At 65.3% G+C, this 14,970-nt stretch carries 13 protein-coding genes; 2 read left to right on the plus strand and 11 right to left on the minus strand.

Features of this window, described 5'->3' with window-relative positions:
• Positions 1–4: 4 nt before the first annotated feature.
• From KFB96_RS20935 to KFB96_RS20965, 7 genes are all read right to left on the minus strand, one after another.
• Positions 5–553, minus strand: a complete 549-nt coding sequence (locus tag KFB96_RS20935; RefSeq protein ID WP_213461042.1) for a chemotaxis protein CheW — start codon at positions 551–553, stop codon at positions 5–7.
• Positions 543–2,354 carry a diguanylate cyclase gene (locus KFB96_RS20940; protein WP_213461043.1) on the minus strand — a complete coding sequence of 604 codons (1,812 nt, stop codon included), beginning with the start codon at positions 2,352–2,354 and terminating at the stop codon, positions 543–545. Before KFB96_RS20940 ends, KFB96_RS20935 begins: the two co-directional genes overlap by 11 nt.
• A gap of 10 nt (positions 2,355–2,364) precedes the next feature.
• Complete coding sequence (locus tag KFB96_RS20945; protein WP_213461044.1) at positions 2,365–2,715, minus strand: response regulator; 351 nt, start codon at positions 2,713–2,715, stop codon at positions 2,365–2,367.
• Positions 2,716–2,922: 207 nt separating this feature from the next.
• Positions 2,923–5,235 (minus strand): hybrid sensor histidine kinase/response regulator, encoded by a 2,313-nt coding sequence (locus KFB96_RS20950; protein WP_213465863.1) that lies wholly within the window; start codon positions 5,233–5,235, stop codon positions 2,923–2,925.
• Between the two features lie 10 nt (positions 5,236–5,245).
• The gene (locus KFB96_RS20955) at positions 5,246–6,757 is read right to left on the minus strand and encodes a CheR family methyltransferase (RefSeq protein ID WP_213461045.1); all 1,512 of its coding nucleotides are present in this window, start codon (positions 6,755–6,757) and stop codon (positions 5,246–5,248) included.
• Positions 6,757–7,848 carry a chemotaxis-specific protein-glutamate methyltransferase CheB gene (cheB, locus tag KFB96_RS20960; RefSeq protein ID WP_213461047.1) on the minus strand — a complete coding sequence of 364 codons (1,092 nt, stop codon included), beginning with the start codon at positions 7,846–7,848 and terminating at the stop codon, positions 6,757–6,759. The genes KFB96_RS20955 and cheB overlap by 1 nt, the downstream gene beginning before the upstream one ends.
• Positions 7,848–9,800 (minus strand): methyl-accepting chemotaxis protein, encoded by a 1,953-nt coding sequence (locus KFB96_RS20965; protein WP_213461049.1) that lies wholly within the window; start codon positions 9,798–9,800, stop codon positions 7,848–7,850. The genes cheB and KFB96_RS20965 overlap by 1 nt, the downstream gene beginning before the upstream one ends.
• 375 nt (positions 9,801–10,175) lie before the next feature.
• Here KFB96_RS20965 and malQ point away from each other — a divergent pair, with 375 nt between their 5' ends.
• A complete protein-coding gene (gene malQ / locus KFB96_RS20970; RefSeq protein WP_213461051.1) occupies positions 10,176–11,684 on the plus strand; it encodes a 4-alpha-glucanotransferase in 1,509 nt (502 codons plus the stop codon).
• Between the two features lie 181 nt (positions 11,685–11,865).
• On the opposite strand, the gene KFB96_RS20975 is transcribed toward malQ, so the two are convergent.
• From KFB96_RS20975 to KFB96_RS20985, 3 genes are all read right to left on the minus strand, one after another.
• Positions 11,866–12,207, minus strand: a complete 342-nt coding sequence (locus KFB96_RS20975) for a TusE/DsrC/DsvC family sulfur relay protein (protein ID WP_213461054.1) — start codon at positions 12,205–12,207, stop codon at positions 11,866–11,868.
• 228 nt (positions 12,208–12,435) lie between these two features.
• Positions 12,436–12,669, minus strand: coding sequence for a PDZ domain-containing protein (locus tag KFB96_RS20980; protein ID WP_300970643.1), 234 nt, complete (start codon positions 12,667–12,669; stop codon positions 12,436–12,438).
• 288 nt (positions 12,670–12,957) lie between these two features.
• Positions 12,958–13,431 (minus strand): Hsp20 family protein, encoded by a 474-nt coding sequence (locus KFB96_RS20985; RefSeq protein ID WP_213461056.1) that lies wholly within the window; start codon positions 13,429–13,431, stop codon positions 12,958–12,960.
• Between the two features lie 191 nt (positions 13,432–13,622).
• On the opposite strand from KFB96_RS20985, the gene KFB96_RS20990 reads away from it, so the two are divergent.
• A complete protein-coding gene (locus tag KFB96_RS20990; RefSeq protein WP_213461058.1) occupies positions 13,623–14,009 on the plus strand; it encodes a YchJ family metal-binding protein in 387 nt (128 codons plus the stop codon).
• Positions 14,010–14,036: 27 nt separating this feature from the next.
• Here the strand turns inward: KFB96_RS20990 and KFB96_RS20995 are convergent, their stop codons facing one another.
• Positions 14,037–14,876: a Uma2 family endonuclease gene (locus KFB96_RS20995; protein WP_213461060.1), complete on the minus strand. Its 840-nt coding sequence runs from the start codon at positions 14,874–14,876 to the stop codon at positions 14,037–14,039.
• Positions 14,877–14,970 lie beyond the last annotated feature (94 nt).

Consider the following 14,970-nt stretch of genomic DNA (forward strand, 5'->3'; position numbering starts at 1 on the left):
CGCGTCACCGCTGCTCGGGCAACAGGGTCTGAAACACCCGATCCAGATCGAGCAGGATCACGACCTGTCCCGCATGCTCGAACACCCCGGTTGCGAGCCCGCGCAGCGGCTCGGGCAAGCTGTCCGGCGGTGCTTGGATGGACTCTTCGGTCACGTCCAGGACGTCGACCACCCGATCGACCCGCAACCCGCTGCGCACCTGCGTGCCTTGGCCGAGCAGGATGGCCGAGCGACGGGCGGACGGGATATGCGTCATGCCCAACAGATCGCCGAGGCGGACCACCGAGGCGATGTCGCCGCGAATATTGATGACGCCCTCCAGCGCCGGTGGGAAGCCCGGGACGACATGGATGGTCGTGAGCGGGAGGATCTCCGCCAGCACGCGCGCCGGGAAGGCAAGCAACGCCTCGCCGACGACGAAGATCACGAGTTTGACCTTGGCGGTCTCGACCTCGAGGATCCGAGCGTCGGCTCCGCGTCGTCGCTCCAGGAGCAACTCCAGCGCGTTGCGGTCGGACAGATCGGACTGCGATTCGGTTCGCTCAAGATCCATCGGATGTCCCCGTCGATTCAGGCGTGGGCGCGGGCTCGGGCTCGGGCTCGGGCAAAGTGTCTTGCTCCGTCGCGATCTCGACGCGATTGCGACCGCCCTTCTTGGCCCGGTAGAGCGCCCGGTCGGCGGCCTCGGTCATGGCGTCCGGGGTGTCGAAGGTCGGAAAGTGCGCTACCCCGACGCTGAAGGTGCAGCGGAACTCCTGTCCGTCCGAGAAAAAGGTCACGTTGGAGAAGCTGGTGCGCAAGGCATCGAGGATGCGCCGGGCTTGCTCCACGCCCACACCGTTCAGAACCACCGCGAACTCCTCACCGCCGTAGCGCCCGACCAGGTCGTCGTCGCGCAGGCGCAGACGCAGTGTGCGGCTCAGCGCCATGAGGACCTGATCGCCGGTCGGATGGCCGTAGGTGTCGTTGACCGATTTGAAGTGATCGACGTCGAGCATGGCGAAGCACAGGGACGTCCCGGCACGGCGCGCATTCGCCACGGCGACCTCCAGGAACTGCATGATCGCGTTGTGGTTGAAGAGCCCGGTCAGACCGTCGCGGACCATCAGGGAGTGCAGGATGCGCATCCGCTCGGCACGCAGACCGACCTCGGCGATCAGCCGGTCCGGCTCGATCGGTTTGGTCAGAAAGCCGTCGGCGCCGACCGCGAGCGCCTTGTGCTGGCGCTCCACGTCCGTCTCGGAGGAAACATAGATGATCGGCAGGCTCACATGCCCCGGCATCTGGCGCAGGATCCGAGACAGCTCCGGCCCCGAGCAATCCGGCATGTACATGTCCATCAGCACCAGATCGGCATCGAAGGTGTCGAGCAGACTCAGCACCTGCTCCGGATCGCTCACCGCCTTGGCGACCATGCCGGCCTCTTCCAGGACCGTCGCATGGAACTGGGCCAGCTCGCGGTCGTCGTCCACCACCAGGACATTGATGGGCTCGGGCGGATGCGGGCTGGTGAGCCGATCGAGGAATTCCAGCAGCTCGACCGTCTTGATCGGCTTGGTGCAGTAGGCGCTGCCGCCCGCGCGTACCGCCTGGAGGCGCCCGCCGAAGTCGTCGCGACAGGAGATGAAGATGCAGGGGATCGCCTCCTCTTCTCCGGCCCTGAGCTCGGCCAGCATCTTCGGCCCGGCGTTCTCGTCCTCGGGAAAGACCACGTCGAGGATCATCGCCGACGGGCGTTCGGCATCGACCGCCTCGCGCAGGTCGGCGAGGGTCGTGAAGGCCCGCACGCGGTAGCCGAAACAGCCGAGCTGACCGGCCAGTTGCGCGGCAAGATCCGGGTCGTCGTCGCAGAGATAGACCATCCGCTGGCTGCGATCCGCGGGTTGTCCGGGGCGTGCGCCGAGCGCGTGTCCGGATGTCGGCTCGGGCTCCGGCCCGGGAAGCTCGAATCCGGGAGTCACATCGGGGTCCACCTGCACCTCGGCGGCGAGCGCCAAGGCGGCGAGATCGTCCAGCAGGCGCGCGAGCTCGGCCGGCAGCGCGGCCTCGACCCGTCCGCCCGAGTCCATGGCATGGCGCACGGCCTGCTCGGCGCTCTCGGCGGCATCGCTGATCTGTCGGAAGCCGAAGGTGGCGCCCGATCCCTTCAAGGTATGGAAGAGGATGTAGAGCGCGTCGAGATGCGCATGATCGATCTCGCTCGCGCGCAGTTTGGCGACGGCGCGGCGCGCATCGGCAAGACGTCCGGGCAGCTGCGAGAGAAAGGACGTGCGCAGACGCGCCTTGCGGATCTGGAAGGATTCGGCCTTGTTCGGCGCGGCGGGTATGGGGACGTTTCCCCGTTCGGCAGCCATGGTTTCCTCGTTAAAGTCCGGCGACGGCCGCCGGCAACGTGACCTCGAGCGACGCATCCTTCATCAGGCAGGCAGCGATCTCCGGCGCCTGCGAATGGAGCGGTTCCGGGTCGTCCCCGGTCAGAAGAACGAAAGCGGTCGAGATCCCGCGCTCGCGCATCTCCCGGAACAGGTCCAAACCGCTCAAGAGCGGCATGTGCATGTCCGAGATGACCAAGTCGAATCCCTCGTGTGCTTCGCCGAGGGCGTCGAGTGCCTCCACGCCGCTCTCCACGAGCTTACAGTCGTGCCCCTCCGCATCCAGAATGGCCTCGGCCATTGCTCCTGCGAAGGGGTCATCGTCGACGATCAAGATACGCATGACCACTAGTCCTTAAAAAGGTGTCGGAAATGAGTTGAGCACCGAATCCAATCATTGTCGATTACGACAACGACAACGACAACGACAACGACAACGACAACGACAACGACAACGACAACGACAACGACTACCACTGCCGTGGCGAAGGAATTCTCTCGTCGAGTTGTTTGAGCTATTTTTGAACTGTTCCTGATGATCTGTGTGAGATCAGCCGAGCAGATTCCGTAAGGTGTCGACGAGATTGGATTGGTCGAAATCGCCTTTGACGATATAGGCGTCGGCGCCGACCTGAATGCCGCGCTGTTTGTCCTCGAGGGTCTGACGTGAGCTGACGATGATGATCGGCGTGGAACGGTATTTGTCGTTCTCGCGCAGTTTGGCGGTGAGCGAGAAGCCGTCCAGACCGGGCATCTCGACATCGGTGAGGACCGCGTCGAAGCGCCCGCCCACGGCCTTTTGCCAGCCGTCCAGGCCGTCTTCGGCCAGGGTGACGCGGTAGCCGGACGCCTCCAGGACCTCCTTTTCGATCTCGCGCGTGTTCAGCGAGTCGTCCACCACCAGGACGTGCTGACCCGGTTCTCCGTCATGCCGGCGCGTCGAGTCCTTCACCGCCGCCTTGATCGCCTCGCCGCGGATGCGTCGCGCCGCGTCCAGCAGGGCAGGGGCCTGGAGCAGACTCACCAGCGCGTTGGTGCCGGTGACGACCACGCCGCCGACCAGACCGCCGAGGGCCCCTCGGCCGCGCATGTGCTCGGGCAGCGGCTTGAGGACCATGTCGCGCGCGTCGATGAGCCGATCCACCACCAGCCCCAGCTTCGCCTGTCGTACCCCGATGATGACGACCAGGAGCGCCTCCTCGTGGAGTGCGTGCCGCCGTCGTACCGACGACTTGGCCGGCGCGGGCAGACCCAAGAGGTCGATCAGCGGAATCAGGGGAACCAGCTCGTTGCGGAGCACGACCGCCGGGCGTCCGGCGACCTGAATCGTCTCGATGCGGGAGGTGCGGATCAGCTCGGAGACGTGCGGCGCGGTGATTCCGAAACAGTGCCCGCCCGCTTCGAGCAGCAGGATGCGCATCACCGCCAGCGAGAGCGGGAGCTTGAGCGTCAGAGTGGTCCCGGCGCCCGGTCGACTCTTGATCGCGATCGAGCCCTGCAGGTCGTCGGTGATGGCGCGCTTGACCACGTCCATCCCGACACCGCGTCCCGAGACCTCGGTGATGATGGCGCTGGTGCTGAAGCCGGGTTGAAAGATGAGGTCGGCGACCTGCTCGTCGGTGATCTCTTGGCTGGTCTCTTGGCTGGCGCCGGTCTCGATCAGGCCCTTTTGGATGGCCTTCTCGAGGATACGCGCACGGTCGAGTCCGCGCCCGTCGTCGCTGATGGCGATCAGCACGGCGCCGCCCTCCTGACGTGCCGAGAGGCGGATCTCCCCGAGCGCCGGCTTGCCCGCCGCCAGACGTTCCTCGGCCGACTCGATGCCGTGGTCGATGGCGTTGCGTACCAGATGGACCAGCGCATCGCTGAGGTGGTCGATGATCTGGCGGTCGAGCTCGATCTCGCTGCCGCTCATCTCGCACCGGATCTCCTTGCCGAGCGAGCGTCCGAGCTCGCGGGCGACCCGGGCGATCGGGTCCAGAACCGTACCCAGGGGCAGCATCCGCATACCGAGTGCGCGGTCGTTGAGCTCGCCGATGAGGCGCTCTTGATCGAGCGTCAGGTCGCGCAGATCGAGCGTGAACCTGTGCAGTGCGCGGGCAATCTCGGCTGACTCCGACCCCGTTTCGGTGACGGTGCGCGCGGCGAGCGCTCGGGCCTCGGCATCGAGCAGACGCGCCTCTCCCAGGACGTGACGCAGCCGCGCCTGGTTGGAGACCATCTCGCCCATCAGCTTGACCAGGGTGTCGAGCTTATCCATGCGCACGCGCACGCTCTCGGGTGCGCGGATGCGTGTCGCGGTGTCGGTGCCTGTCGTTTGCGGGGTCCTCGGCGTCGGGTCCTTAGCGGATGAGGGCGCGGGCGAGGGCGACGTCGGGGTGGCCGACGGGATTTCGCCCGGGGTCGGGTTCGCGTCGGCAGCCGCCGAACGGTCGGGAAGGGGCGGCGTACTCGGCTCCGACCAATCGCCCGCGGCGGCCCTGGCGAGCCGCTCGCACAGCGCTTGATCCGGTGGCCCGGAGGCCGCGCCGGCGCCGGATGCGGCGACCTCTTCGATCATTGCGCCGATCGCATCCACACCGCGCATCAGGAGTGCGGCGAGCGCCGGGTCGGGCTGGATCTTGCCGTCGCGCAAGACGCCGAGCACGTCTTCGAGATGGTGGGCGGTCTCGGCGATGCTCGCGAGCTTGAGCATGCGCGAGGATCCCTTGATGGTGTGGGCGGATCGGAACAGGGCGTCGATCCCGTCCCGGCCGCCGTCGCCCGCGGTTCCGAGTGTGGCGAGTCCGGTCTCGAGCCGGGCGATATGCTCGCGCGCCTCGTCGACGAAACGGCCGACGAATTTGGTGATGTCGAGTGCCATGACGCGGATCTCAGGCCGTGGCGTCGGCGAGACGGGCCAGACGCGTCTCGCACAGGAAGCGCAGATCCTTCACCGACAGGAGCGAGGGCAGCGCGCCCGTGCCCTGCATGGCCAGTGTCTCGTTCTGCAGCTGGCGCAGCACGATCCGGTATTCGCGTTCTGCCGGGCCGCTCTCGCCTTCCTGGCGATAGGTTTCGGCGAGCTGGTAATGGGCCCGCCAGCAGCTCGGGTTGTCGTAGATCACCCGACGCAAGGCGCTGATCGCAGACGCTGTGTCTCCGCGCAGACGCGCGCAGCGTCCGAGCAGAAGGAGTGCGTCCGAAGACCAGGGGTCTTGCGTGAGGGCGCGTTGGGCGGCCGTTTCGGCACCGGCCGTGTCGCCGCGCTCGAGCAGCAGATGGGCCTGGAGCGCGAGAGGCTCGGCGGCGGCGTCCTCGCGATTGCAGAGAGGCGTCAGATGGCGAAGTGCCTCCTCGAAACGCTCCGATCGGGCCGATGTCAGGGCCTGCTCGTAGCGCTGCGGATCGACCGGGTTCACGACCGGTCCGATCGGCCCGGGTGGATTCGGGCGAGGGTTGATCGCGCCCGGATCGCCTCGGCCGGTCGAGGTGGATCCTGCCGCGTCGGCTCGGGGCGGCCGTGCGCTCGGGCGCGTCTGTACGCCAGTGTCCGAGCGTGCACCGAGGTGCGAGTCCGCTCGCCCTGGCGAAGGCCCGGCCGGGGTCTTCTCGAACAGGAAGACGCCGTCCAAGGCGCGCAGGCGCATCAGGCCGAAGTCGTTGGCGAGTGTCTCCGAGGCACCGACGATCAGATGACCCTGCGGCTTGAGCAGGTCGCACAACCTCGCCATGACGGCCTTGCGGGTTGCCGGATCAAAATAGATGGAGACATTGCGAAAGAAGATGACGTCTTGTCCCTGCACCTCCGTCGGGTAGGTGGGTGCGAGCAGGTTCCAGGAGATGAAATCGACCTGTCGCCGGATCGCCGCATCGATGCGGCGGTGCGTGCCGTCGACCGCCGAGCACCAGCGATCCCGAAGCTCGGCGGGCAGGACCCGAAAGGTGAACGGGCCGTAGAGCGCCGCGCGGGCGTGGTCGAGTGCGGCGTCGTCGACGTCGCCCGCGGTGATGCGGAACAGGCGCTCGGCGAGATCGCCGTAACGCTCGCGCAAGGCGATGGCGATCGAATAGGGTTCCTCGCCGGTGGAGCAACCCAAGGAGAGGATCCGGATCGGATTGCCCTTCTCGGTGTGCGCCAAGCGCGCGGGCACGAGCCGCTCCACGAGCAGATTCAGATGTGCGGACTCACGGTAAAAATAGGTCTCGTTGACCGTCAGCAGACTGGTCAGACGCCCGAGCTCGACCGGATCGGCGGCGACGGATTTGAGATAGTCGTCGATCGATCCCGCGGCAGTTGCCGTGATCCGCCCCGCCAGGATGGACTGGAGTCGTCCATCCGCGTCCGAGCCGAAGTGCAGCCCGAGACGATCCTTGACAAACGACTTGAAGGACCGGATCGGCATCAGGCGATCCCGGCGCCGAGTGCAGCGCGACGACCCGCCAGCATGCAGAGCTTGCCTGCGATGAGATCGAGCGGCAGCGTCATCTGCACGCCTCCGGCGAGGATTGCCTCGCGATTCATCCCGAAGATGACCGAGGTGGCCTCGTCTTGGGCGATGGTCGTCCCGCCGGCCTTCGCGAGTGCAAGCATCCCTTGTGCGCCGTCGCGTCCCATCCCGGTGAGGATCACCCCGACGGCATCGCGCCCGACCTGTGCCGCGACGCTCGCCAGCAATCGATCGCAGCTCGGGCGATACATATCGGTCTCCAGGCGCTGCTCCAAGCGGATGCGTCGTCCGGCACCGAGCGTCATGTGGCTGATGGAATCGGCGAGATAGATCTGCCCGGGCACGAGCGCCTCGCCTTCGACGGGGATCTTGACCGGCAGGGCACAGAGTTGGGCCAACCAGTCGGCCATCGCCCCGGCGAAGCCGTCGGAGATGTGCTGGGCGATCAGCACCGGGGCGGCATAGTTTGCCGGAAGGTCCGGGAGGATTCGCGCGAGGGCTTGAGGCCCGCCGGTCGAGGAGGCGATGGCGACGACCAGCGAGCAGGTTCGGCTCGGTTGCGTTGTTGACGACTCGTCAAGCCGCGGCGGGGCAGTCGGGTCGTCGGGCCCGTGTTTGAGTGCGAGCGCGCCGTTGCGCCGAATATGGCGGATGACCGGAATCCGGGCCAGGATGCGCAGGCGCACCGCCAGCTCAGGTCCCTCGTCGAAGGTCGGCTTGCGCGCGGCCTCGAGTGCACCGCGTGCGACCGCGGCCATCGCGTTGGGGGCGTCGGCCAGGTCGGAAAGGACCAGAATGGGCACGGCGTGGCGGGACATGATCTCCTCGATCGCCTGCATCCCGTCCATCTCGGGCATCTGAAGATCCATGGTGACGACGTCCGGCTTGAGCGTCAGGGTCTTCTCGACCGCCTCCCGACCATCCGCGGCCTCGCCGCAAACGACAAGCCCCGGTGCCGCCTCGATGAGTGCCCGGATCAGGCTCCTTGCGGAGCGGCTGTCGTCGACCACCAAGACCCGCACGGGTTGCCTTCCTTGCTCCTTCATCAGGGCCGGCTCGACACACCGGGTACGGTGGACGGCGTGCGTGCTCCGTCGAGTACGAACTGATCCAGGCTACCCTGCAGGGTACCCGAGAGCGCGTTCATATCGCGCGCGATATCGGCGATCCGGCGCACGGCGCCCGCGGTCTCCGAGCTGGCGGTGACGATCTCGCGCAAGGCGACCACAACCTGACCGCTGGCGGTGCGCTGTTGTTGCGTGGAGAGACTGATCTGCTGGGCGGATGTCGAGGTCTCGCTCGCCGCCTCGACGATCGCCTGGAGGATATCCGCCGTGCTGGCCGAGTCCGCGATCCCCTCCTGGATCCCGGTGGAGCCTTTCTCCGAGCTGATCACGAGACGGTTGATGGACTCCTGAATCTCGGCAACCTTGCCGGTGATCTCTCCGGTGGATTCGGTCACCGAGTCGGCCAGTCGGCGAATCTCGGCGGCGACGACGCCGAAGCGTTTTCCCGCCTCGCCCGCAGAGGATGCCTCCAAGGCGGCGTTGAAGGCGATCAGCTTGGTCTGATCCGCCACCGTGTCGATGATCTGCATGATCTTGGAGATCTCCTTGGAGCGGGTGCCGAGCGCGAGGATCTCGTTCAGGGCTCTCTGATTGTCCGCGCCGATCCGTCGCATCTTCTCCACCAGGCGCTGCATGGCATCCGAGCCGCGCAGGCTGTCGTCGTAGGTCCGACCGGCGATGGTGACGACGGACTCGGAGTATTCCGCGATCTGGGTCGAGGAGGCCGAGAGCTCTTCCATCGTCGAGGTGATCTCGGCCACCGAGGCCGACATCTGACTGGAGGTCGCGGCCTGTCCGTCGACCGCCTGCGCGATCTCGCGCGATGCCGCGTGGACCGAGAAGGCGGTCGTCTCCACGCCCGTCACCAACGCGTTGAGATGCTCGCGCATGCCCTCGAGCGCGCGAGCGAGGTCGGCCAGCTCGTCCTTGCCGTCGATCGCGCCGCCGCCGCTCAGATCGCCGTTGGTCACGCGATCGATCTCGTTGGCCAGGCGGCGGATGCGTTTGGTGATGGCATTGGCAGTGATCAGCGAGATGCCGATACTGAACAATGCGACCAGCACGCCGATGATCATGGCCTGCATGCGCGTCTTCTCGAGGACTGCGACGTACGGGCTGCGATCCATCGCGATCTCCACGACGCCGAGCGGTTTGCCCGAATAATCCGGAATCATCTCCGCATAGGCGGCGATGGGCGTTGTGCCGATCTCGAGCTCGGCGACTTGGGATTCGCCCGCGAAGGCCGCTTTGAGCGCATCCGGGCCGAGGAAGGGTTGACCTTCATGGGTACTTGCAAAGGTCTCCAACTCGCCGTCGCGCAGGATATAGAAGGCGGCCTCGACGCCGTAGCTCGCTTTGAAGGCGTCGAAGAAGGCTTGGCCGAAGGACATGCCGAACTCGACCGAGCCCAGATGGCGTCCCTGCTCCAGCACCGGCACCACGCCGCGGGCGCCGAGGCCGGCGACGCCGAATTCCAGACCGCGGTGCGGCTTGATGTCGCGGTTGGTATCCACGACCGACTGGCGGAAGCTCGACAGGTCGTCGCCGAACTTCTCCAACATGTGCAGACGCAAAAAAGACATGGCCGGCGCGGTGTGGAACTGGAACTGAACCGCACCGAAGTCGCGCGCGAGGGCCTCGAACGGCGGGTGAAGCTGCTCGGCGAGCCAGTCGCGATCGCCCGCGGAGAAACGCGCCTGCACCTCCGGCATCTCGGCGACCAGGACGCCGAGCGCCTCCGCCACGCGAACCTCGTCGCGGATCTGCGTCTGCACCATCGCTGCGAACTGACGCAGCTCGGACTCCTCCGCCGTGCGGCTCACGGTCTTGAGATTGTGCAGGCTCACGAGCGTGAGCGTGGTGATGGCCAGGATGATCGCGGCGCCGATCACGAGGAGGATGTTGGCCCACAGACGGATTTGCTTGAACATCTGGACGCGTCTCTCATGTGGAAGCAGGCGCCCGACGTCGGTCCGCCGCGGACAATACGCAAAGAGTTTAAACCGCGCCCAGTGCGGTATGCGATATTTTTGGATGGGATCGGCCCCGGCGGATTTCAGAGCCGCTGGAGCCGGCGCGGTTTAAAGTATTAAAAAATATAAAATTTTAAACTGCGTCCCCCGCTAAGGGTCGTGGATTCACCAAACGTCGAGCTCACTCGAAAGTGAGCATCTCGCTCCGGACGCGGTTTAGCTGAATTCAAACCGGCGACGGTGAGAACCCGCGGGCAATCCCGCGCGGTTTTTCGGCCGCGCTTTGGGTAGACTCGCGGGTTTTATTCCTCGCCCAGACTTTGGAGTCACGGCATGCACCGCACCAGCGGCATTTTGCTTCACCCGACATCGCTGCCCGGTCCATTCGGGATCGGCGATCTCGGGCACTCGGCCCGGCGTTTCGTGGATTTTCTCGCGGCAGCGGGGCAGGGGCTGTGGCAAATGTTGCCGCTGGGGCCGACCGGTTACGGGGAGTCGCCTTATCAGTGCACCTCCGCCTTTGCCGGTAATCCGTTGTTGATCAGCCCGGAGCTCTTGGTGGACGGGGGGTGGCTCGGCCCCGAGGATCTCGATGCCCCGGATTTTTCGAGCCATCAGGTCGATTTTCATGCCGTCATTCCGTGGAAGCGGGCGCTGATTGCCCGCGCGGTACATGCGTTTCAGGAGCAGGCGAGCGAGACCGATCGCGAGGACTATCACGCGTTCCGTGAGGCGCACGCCGACTGGTTGGACGACTTTGCCCTCTACCACGCGCTGAAGGTCCACCACGGGCATCGTCCCTGGACCGAGTGGCGCGTCGACCTGGCGCGGCGCGAGCCGGAGGCCCTGGCGCGCTGGAGCAAGGCCCATGCGCGCGAGCTCGACGCCCAACGCCTGATCCAATACTTCTTCTTCACGCAATGGTCCGGGCTGCGCGCCTATGCCAACAGCCGCGGTGTCCGTCTCATCGGCGACATGCCGATCTTCGTCGCCCATGATTCGAGCGAGGTCTGGACGCATCGTGAGTGGTTTCAGCTCGACGAGGCGGGTCATCCGACGGTCATCGCCGGTGTTCCGCCGGATTATTTCAGCGCGACCGGGCAGCGTTGGGGCAATCCGCTCTACGATTGGCCGAAGGTGGCGGCGGACGGCTACAGCTTTTGGGTACAACGCATGCGACGCGTCTTGGAGCTGGTCGACCTGGTGCGGATCGATCATTTCCGTGGGTTCGCCGGCTACTGGGAGATCCCGGCGGAGGAGGAGACCGCCGTCAACGGCCGTTGGATGCCGGGTCCAGGGATGGCGCTCTTCGACGCCTTGCGTGCAACCCTCGGCGAGGGACTGCCGCTGATCGCCGAGGATCTCGGCGTCATTACCGAGGACGTGGAGGTCCTGCGCGACGGGCTCGATCTGCCCGGCATGGCGATCCTGCAATTCGGGTTCGAGGACACCGAGGGCGGATTCGGGCGCTCATCCTTCCTGCCCCACAATCATCGTCGCAGCCTCGCGGTCTACACCGGCACCCACGACAACAACACCCTGCTCGGATGGTGGGCGCTGCGTGACCCGGTAACCCGACACAACGCGATGCTCTATCTCAACAGCGACGGCAGCGAGATCCACTGGGATTTTATTCGCAGCGCGCTTGGATCGGTCGCCGCGCTTGCGCTCTTCCCGATGCAGGATGTCCTGGGTCTGGGCGCCGAGGCGTGCATGAACCGACCCGGGACGTCCGAGGGCAATTGGCTCTGGCGCTATCGCGACGACATGTTGACGGACGACGCAGCCGAGCGGCTGCGTGTTCTGAGCCGGATCTACGGGCGGCTACCCTATCCAACCTGAAGGTGTAAGCCGTAAGCGGCGCGTTGTGCCTCGCGGGGCTCGGCACAACCTACGCAGCCCGAGCTGCTCGCGGTTTAGATTTTCATATTCCTTGGAATCTAAACCGCGTCAGCTCCGACATCCGTGATGACGGCCGTAGCCGATCCAATTCACAAACCAGGCATGCTGCTGCGGACGCGGTTCAGCAGGAATGGCAGTAATATCGCGGCAACCCCGCAAGACGACAGGCCTGCTTGCAGCCTCCGTTCGGAAAGAGCCCTTCCAGGTGCTTACGCGAGCAGGGCGTATGCGGTGAAACATGCGCGCCGATGGTCTTGATGACGACCTTCGGGGAGGGCGGCATCTCATGGGTTGCGTAATACTCGCGAAGGAAATTGATGACCGCCCAGTGACATTCGGTCAGGCTCAGACCTTCTTCTTCCGCCAATGCCGTAGCGACGGATGGCTCCCAGTCGTCGAAATAGGCCAGATGGCCTTGTTTGTTGACCTCGAGCTGCCGTCCGGCGATTTGCATGGCTGACATCGCGTGCTCCTCCACCCGTTGGGTGGTCTGGTATTGCTTTGGTAGTTTTATGCCTGTCCGATGGCTTTTGGTCCATGTTCGGGGTCGTGCCGGACCCGTGCCTGGTCCGACTAGACAATTGTCAATGCAATTTCTGCTAATCATGGACCGAAATCCGTCAGATGCAACCGGATCCAGATCAACGGGAGGTCTGATTTCGATCCAAATCGCCCGATCGCGGACGCCCGGTCAGCGCCGCGCCAGGACGACCAGATCATCGCCGCGTTGGACACGCAGGCTCAGGATGTCTCCGGTCTGGCGTAGGACCCGGGCGACGTCGCGTAGGCTCGCGACCCGTTGGCCGTTGACCTGAAGCAGGCGATCGCCCTCGCGAAGACCGGCGTTCCATGCCGGGCTGCCGGGCTCGACGGTCCCGACGGGGAGTGCCGGAACGCCGCCGCGACGATCGAGCTCGCCGAGCAAGGCACAAGCGGATCGGGGAGCAGAAGCGCATGAGTACGAGCGGGAAGCCTTTCGGGTGTTGACCGATGGGTCTATTTGAACCGCAAAGTCGCAAGGGACGCAAAGCCTTTGAATCTCGCGTGATCCGTGACCGGGCGGGCATCCTGCTCGCGCAGGTGATGCGGATCGAAGACCGACCGGAGCTCACACAAGAACAAGCCGGGCGATTGCCCGGCTTGTTTTACGATCGACGTTCATTATCGACCCGGGGCGTCACGCGTTCGAGCCGCGTGACGCGTTGCCTTTGAATCAGGCAGCGGCTTGGGTCTTGTGGGTCTCGCCCTCGAGGTACCGGCCCGGCTCGCCGCGGATCTCGATCTTGCGGGGCTTCATCGCCTCGGGGATCTCGCGACGCAGATCGACATGCAGGAGGCCGTTTTCGAGCCGCGCATCCAGAACACGCACATAGTCGGCGAGCTGGAACTTACGCTCGAAGTTGCGGTTGGCGATCCCGCGGTAGAGGTACTTGGCCTGACCCCTGTCCTCGTCGTCCGCACGGGCGCCCGAGACGGTCAGGATGTTTTCCTTGACCTCCATGGCGAGATCTTTCTCGGTGAAGCCGGCGACCGCCATGGTGATGCGGTAGTCGTTCTCGCCGCTGGCCTCGATATTATAAGGAGGGTAACCGCCGGGCTCGGAGCGGTAAGCCGTCTCCAACGCGGACGACATCCGATCGAAACCGATCATGGAGCGGAAGAGTGGTGAGAAGTCGATGTTGGTCATTGACATATCCTCGATTGAGCAATATGGAAGTTGCGCGTTCTCGTGAACCGCGGTCTCTGCAGACCTCTTGCGAGCGCCTGCGTTATGTAAAGTAGAATTCGGCGCGCCCGATGTCAAGTGGTGGCGAGTAAAATATTATGTCAACTCGAATTCCGCGGCCGTGGGTTGCGGTCTTCAGGAACAGTGGCTCTATGAAACCTTTCGATCGGTGTCCGTGCGGTGCCCCTGCAGACTCTTCGGCCTGTTGCGGACGTTATCTGGATGCGGATCTGCGTCCGGACACCGCCGAGGCACTGATGCGCTCGCGCTATGTCGCCTATTGCCGGGGGCGGACGGATTATCTGTTGCGCACCTGGCATCCCTCTACGCGGCCGTCGACGCTCGATCTCGCGGGCGAGTCGGTGCGCTGGCTCGGTCTGCAGGTGCGTCGGGTCGAGGCGGGCGGTGTCGGAGATCGCGACGGGGTCGTCGAGTTCGTGGCCCGCTACAAGATCGGCGGCCGGGCACATCGTCTCCATGAAACCAGTCGGTTCGTGCGTGAGGACGGTCGGTGGTTCTATCTGGATGCAGTGGTCTGAGCCTCGATGCCGGCGTCCGGTCGCTGTTCAGGCGCCGTTCGCCGACGCCCCGAAGATCTCGGTTTGCGCGGTGGCGCCGATCGCCAGTCCCAGCCATCGGCGTAATTGGTCGGGATCGACGCAATCCCGGATCGACGAATGCTGCTCGGGGCTGATGCCGAATGCTCGCTGATCCAGGATCAGGATGAGTGCATCGCGCAAGGCCGCCAGCTCGCCCTCGCTCCGCCCCTCTGCTTTGCCTTCCAGTTTGCCTTCTCTCTTTCCGTCTTCGCGCACCTGCTCGAGATCACGATAACCCTTGCGTTGCAACAGGTTCCGCAATGTCACCTCATGCGCCGCGTCGCGGTCGAAGAGGGCCGCGACCGGCACCGGATTGCGCAGGATGCCGGGTGCCGCGAGCACCTCGCCGGGATAGGCGAGTCGCATCGGGCTCTCGGGTGCATGGATCTCGACGCGGTGCGGGCCGATCAGCCGCACGACCCAAATCAGGCGTGATCCGGCCGCCAGCAGGTCGGCAATCTTGGCCGTCAACTCCGCCTCGTCTTGGCCGGTGTCCGCATACTCGACCGCCAACGGCGGTGCCGTGCCTTTCACCCAGCCCGGCGCGTCGGTGACATTGCCCACCGCGACATCCGGAGCGCGTAGGGTGTCCGGCGTCAGTGCGAAGCCGGTGTCGACACCGGCGGATTCCACGTCCGGGTCGCTGTCGAGGATGGTGGCGCCGATCAGGTTGGCCCGCGAGCCGCGTCCCCCGACCGGCAGGCACGCGACGGGGTGTCCCCCCGAGAGCTCGTAGGGGTCGCCGGGCTTGAGCTGATCCGCCCGGAAGGGTCCGGGGAGGTTGAAACCGGCAAGCTTTCTGGTCATGGCGCGCGACTCCGTCGGTGAAGAGGTGCGGTTTGGGTGTCGAGGGTCGAGGTTCTGCCGGTTGCCGGAGCCGATGTTTACGGAAGTGAACATG

It is taken from the genome of Thiocapsa sp. (genome assembly GCF_018399035.1).
Classification (GTDB): Bacteria; Pseudomonadota; Gammaproteobacteria; order Chromatiales; family Chromatiaceae; genus Thiocapsa.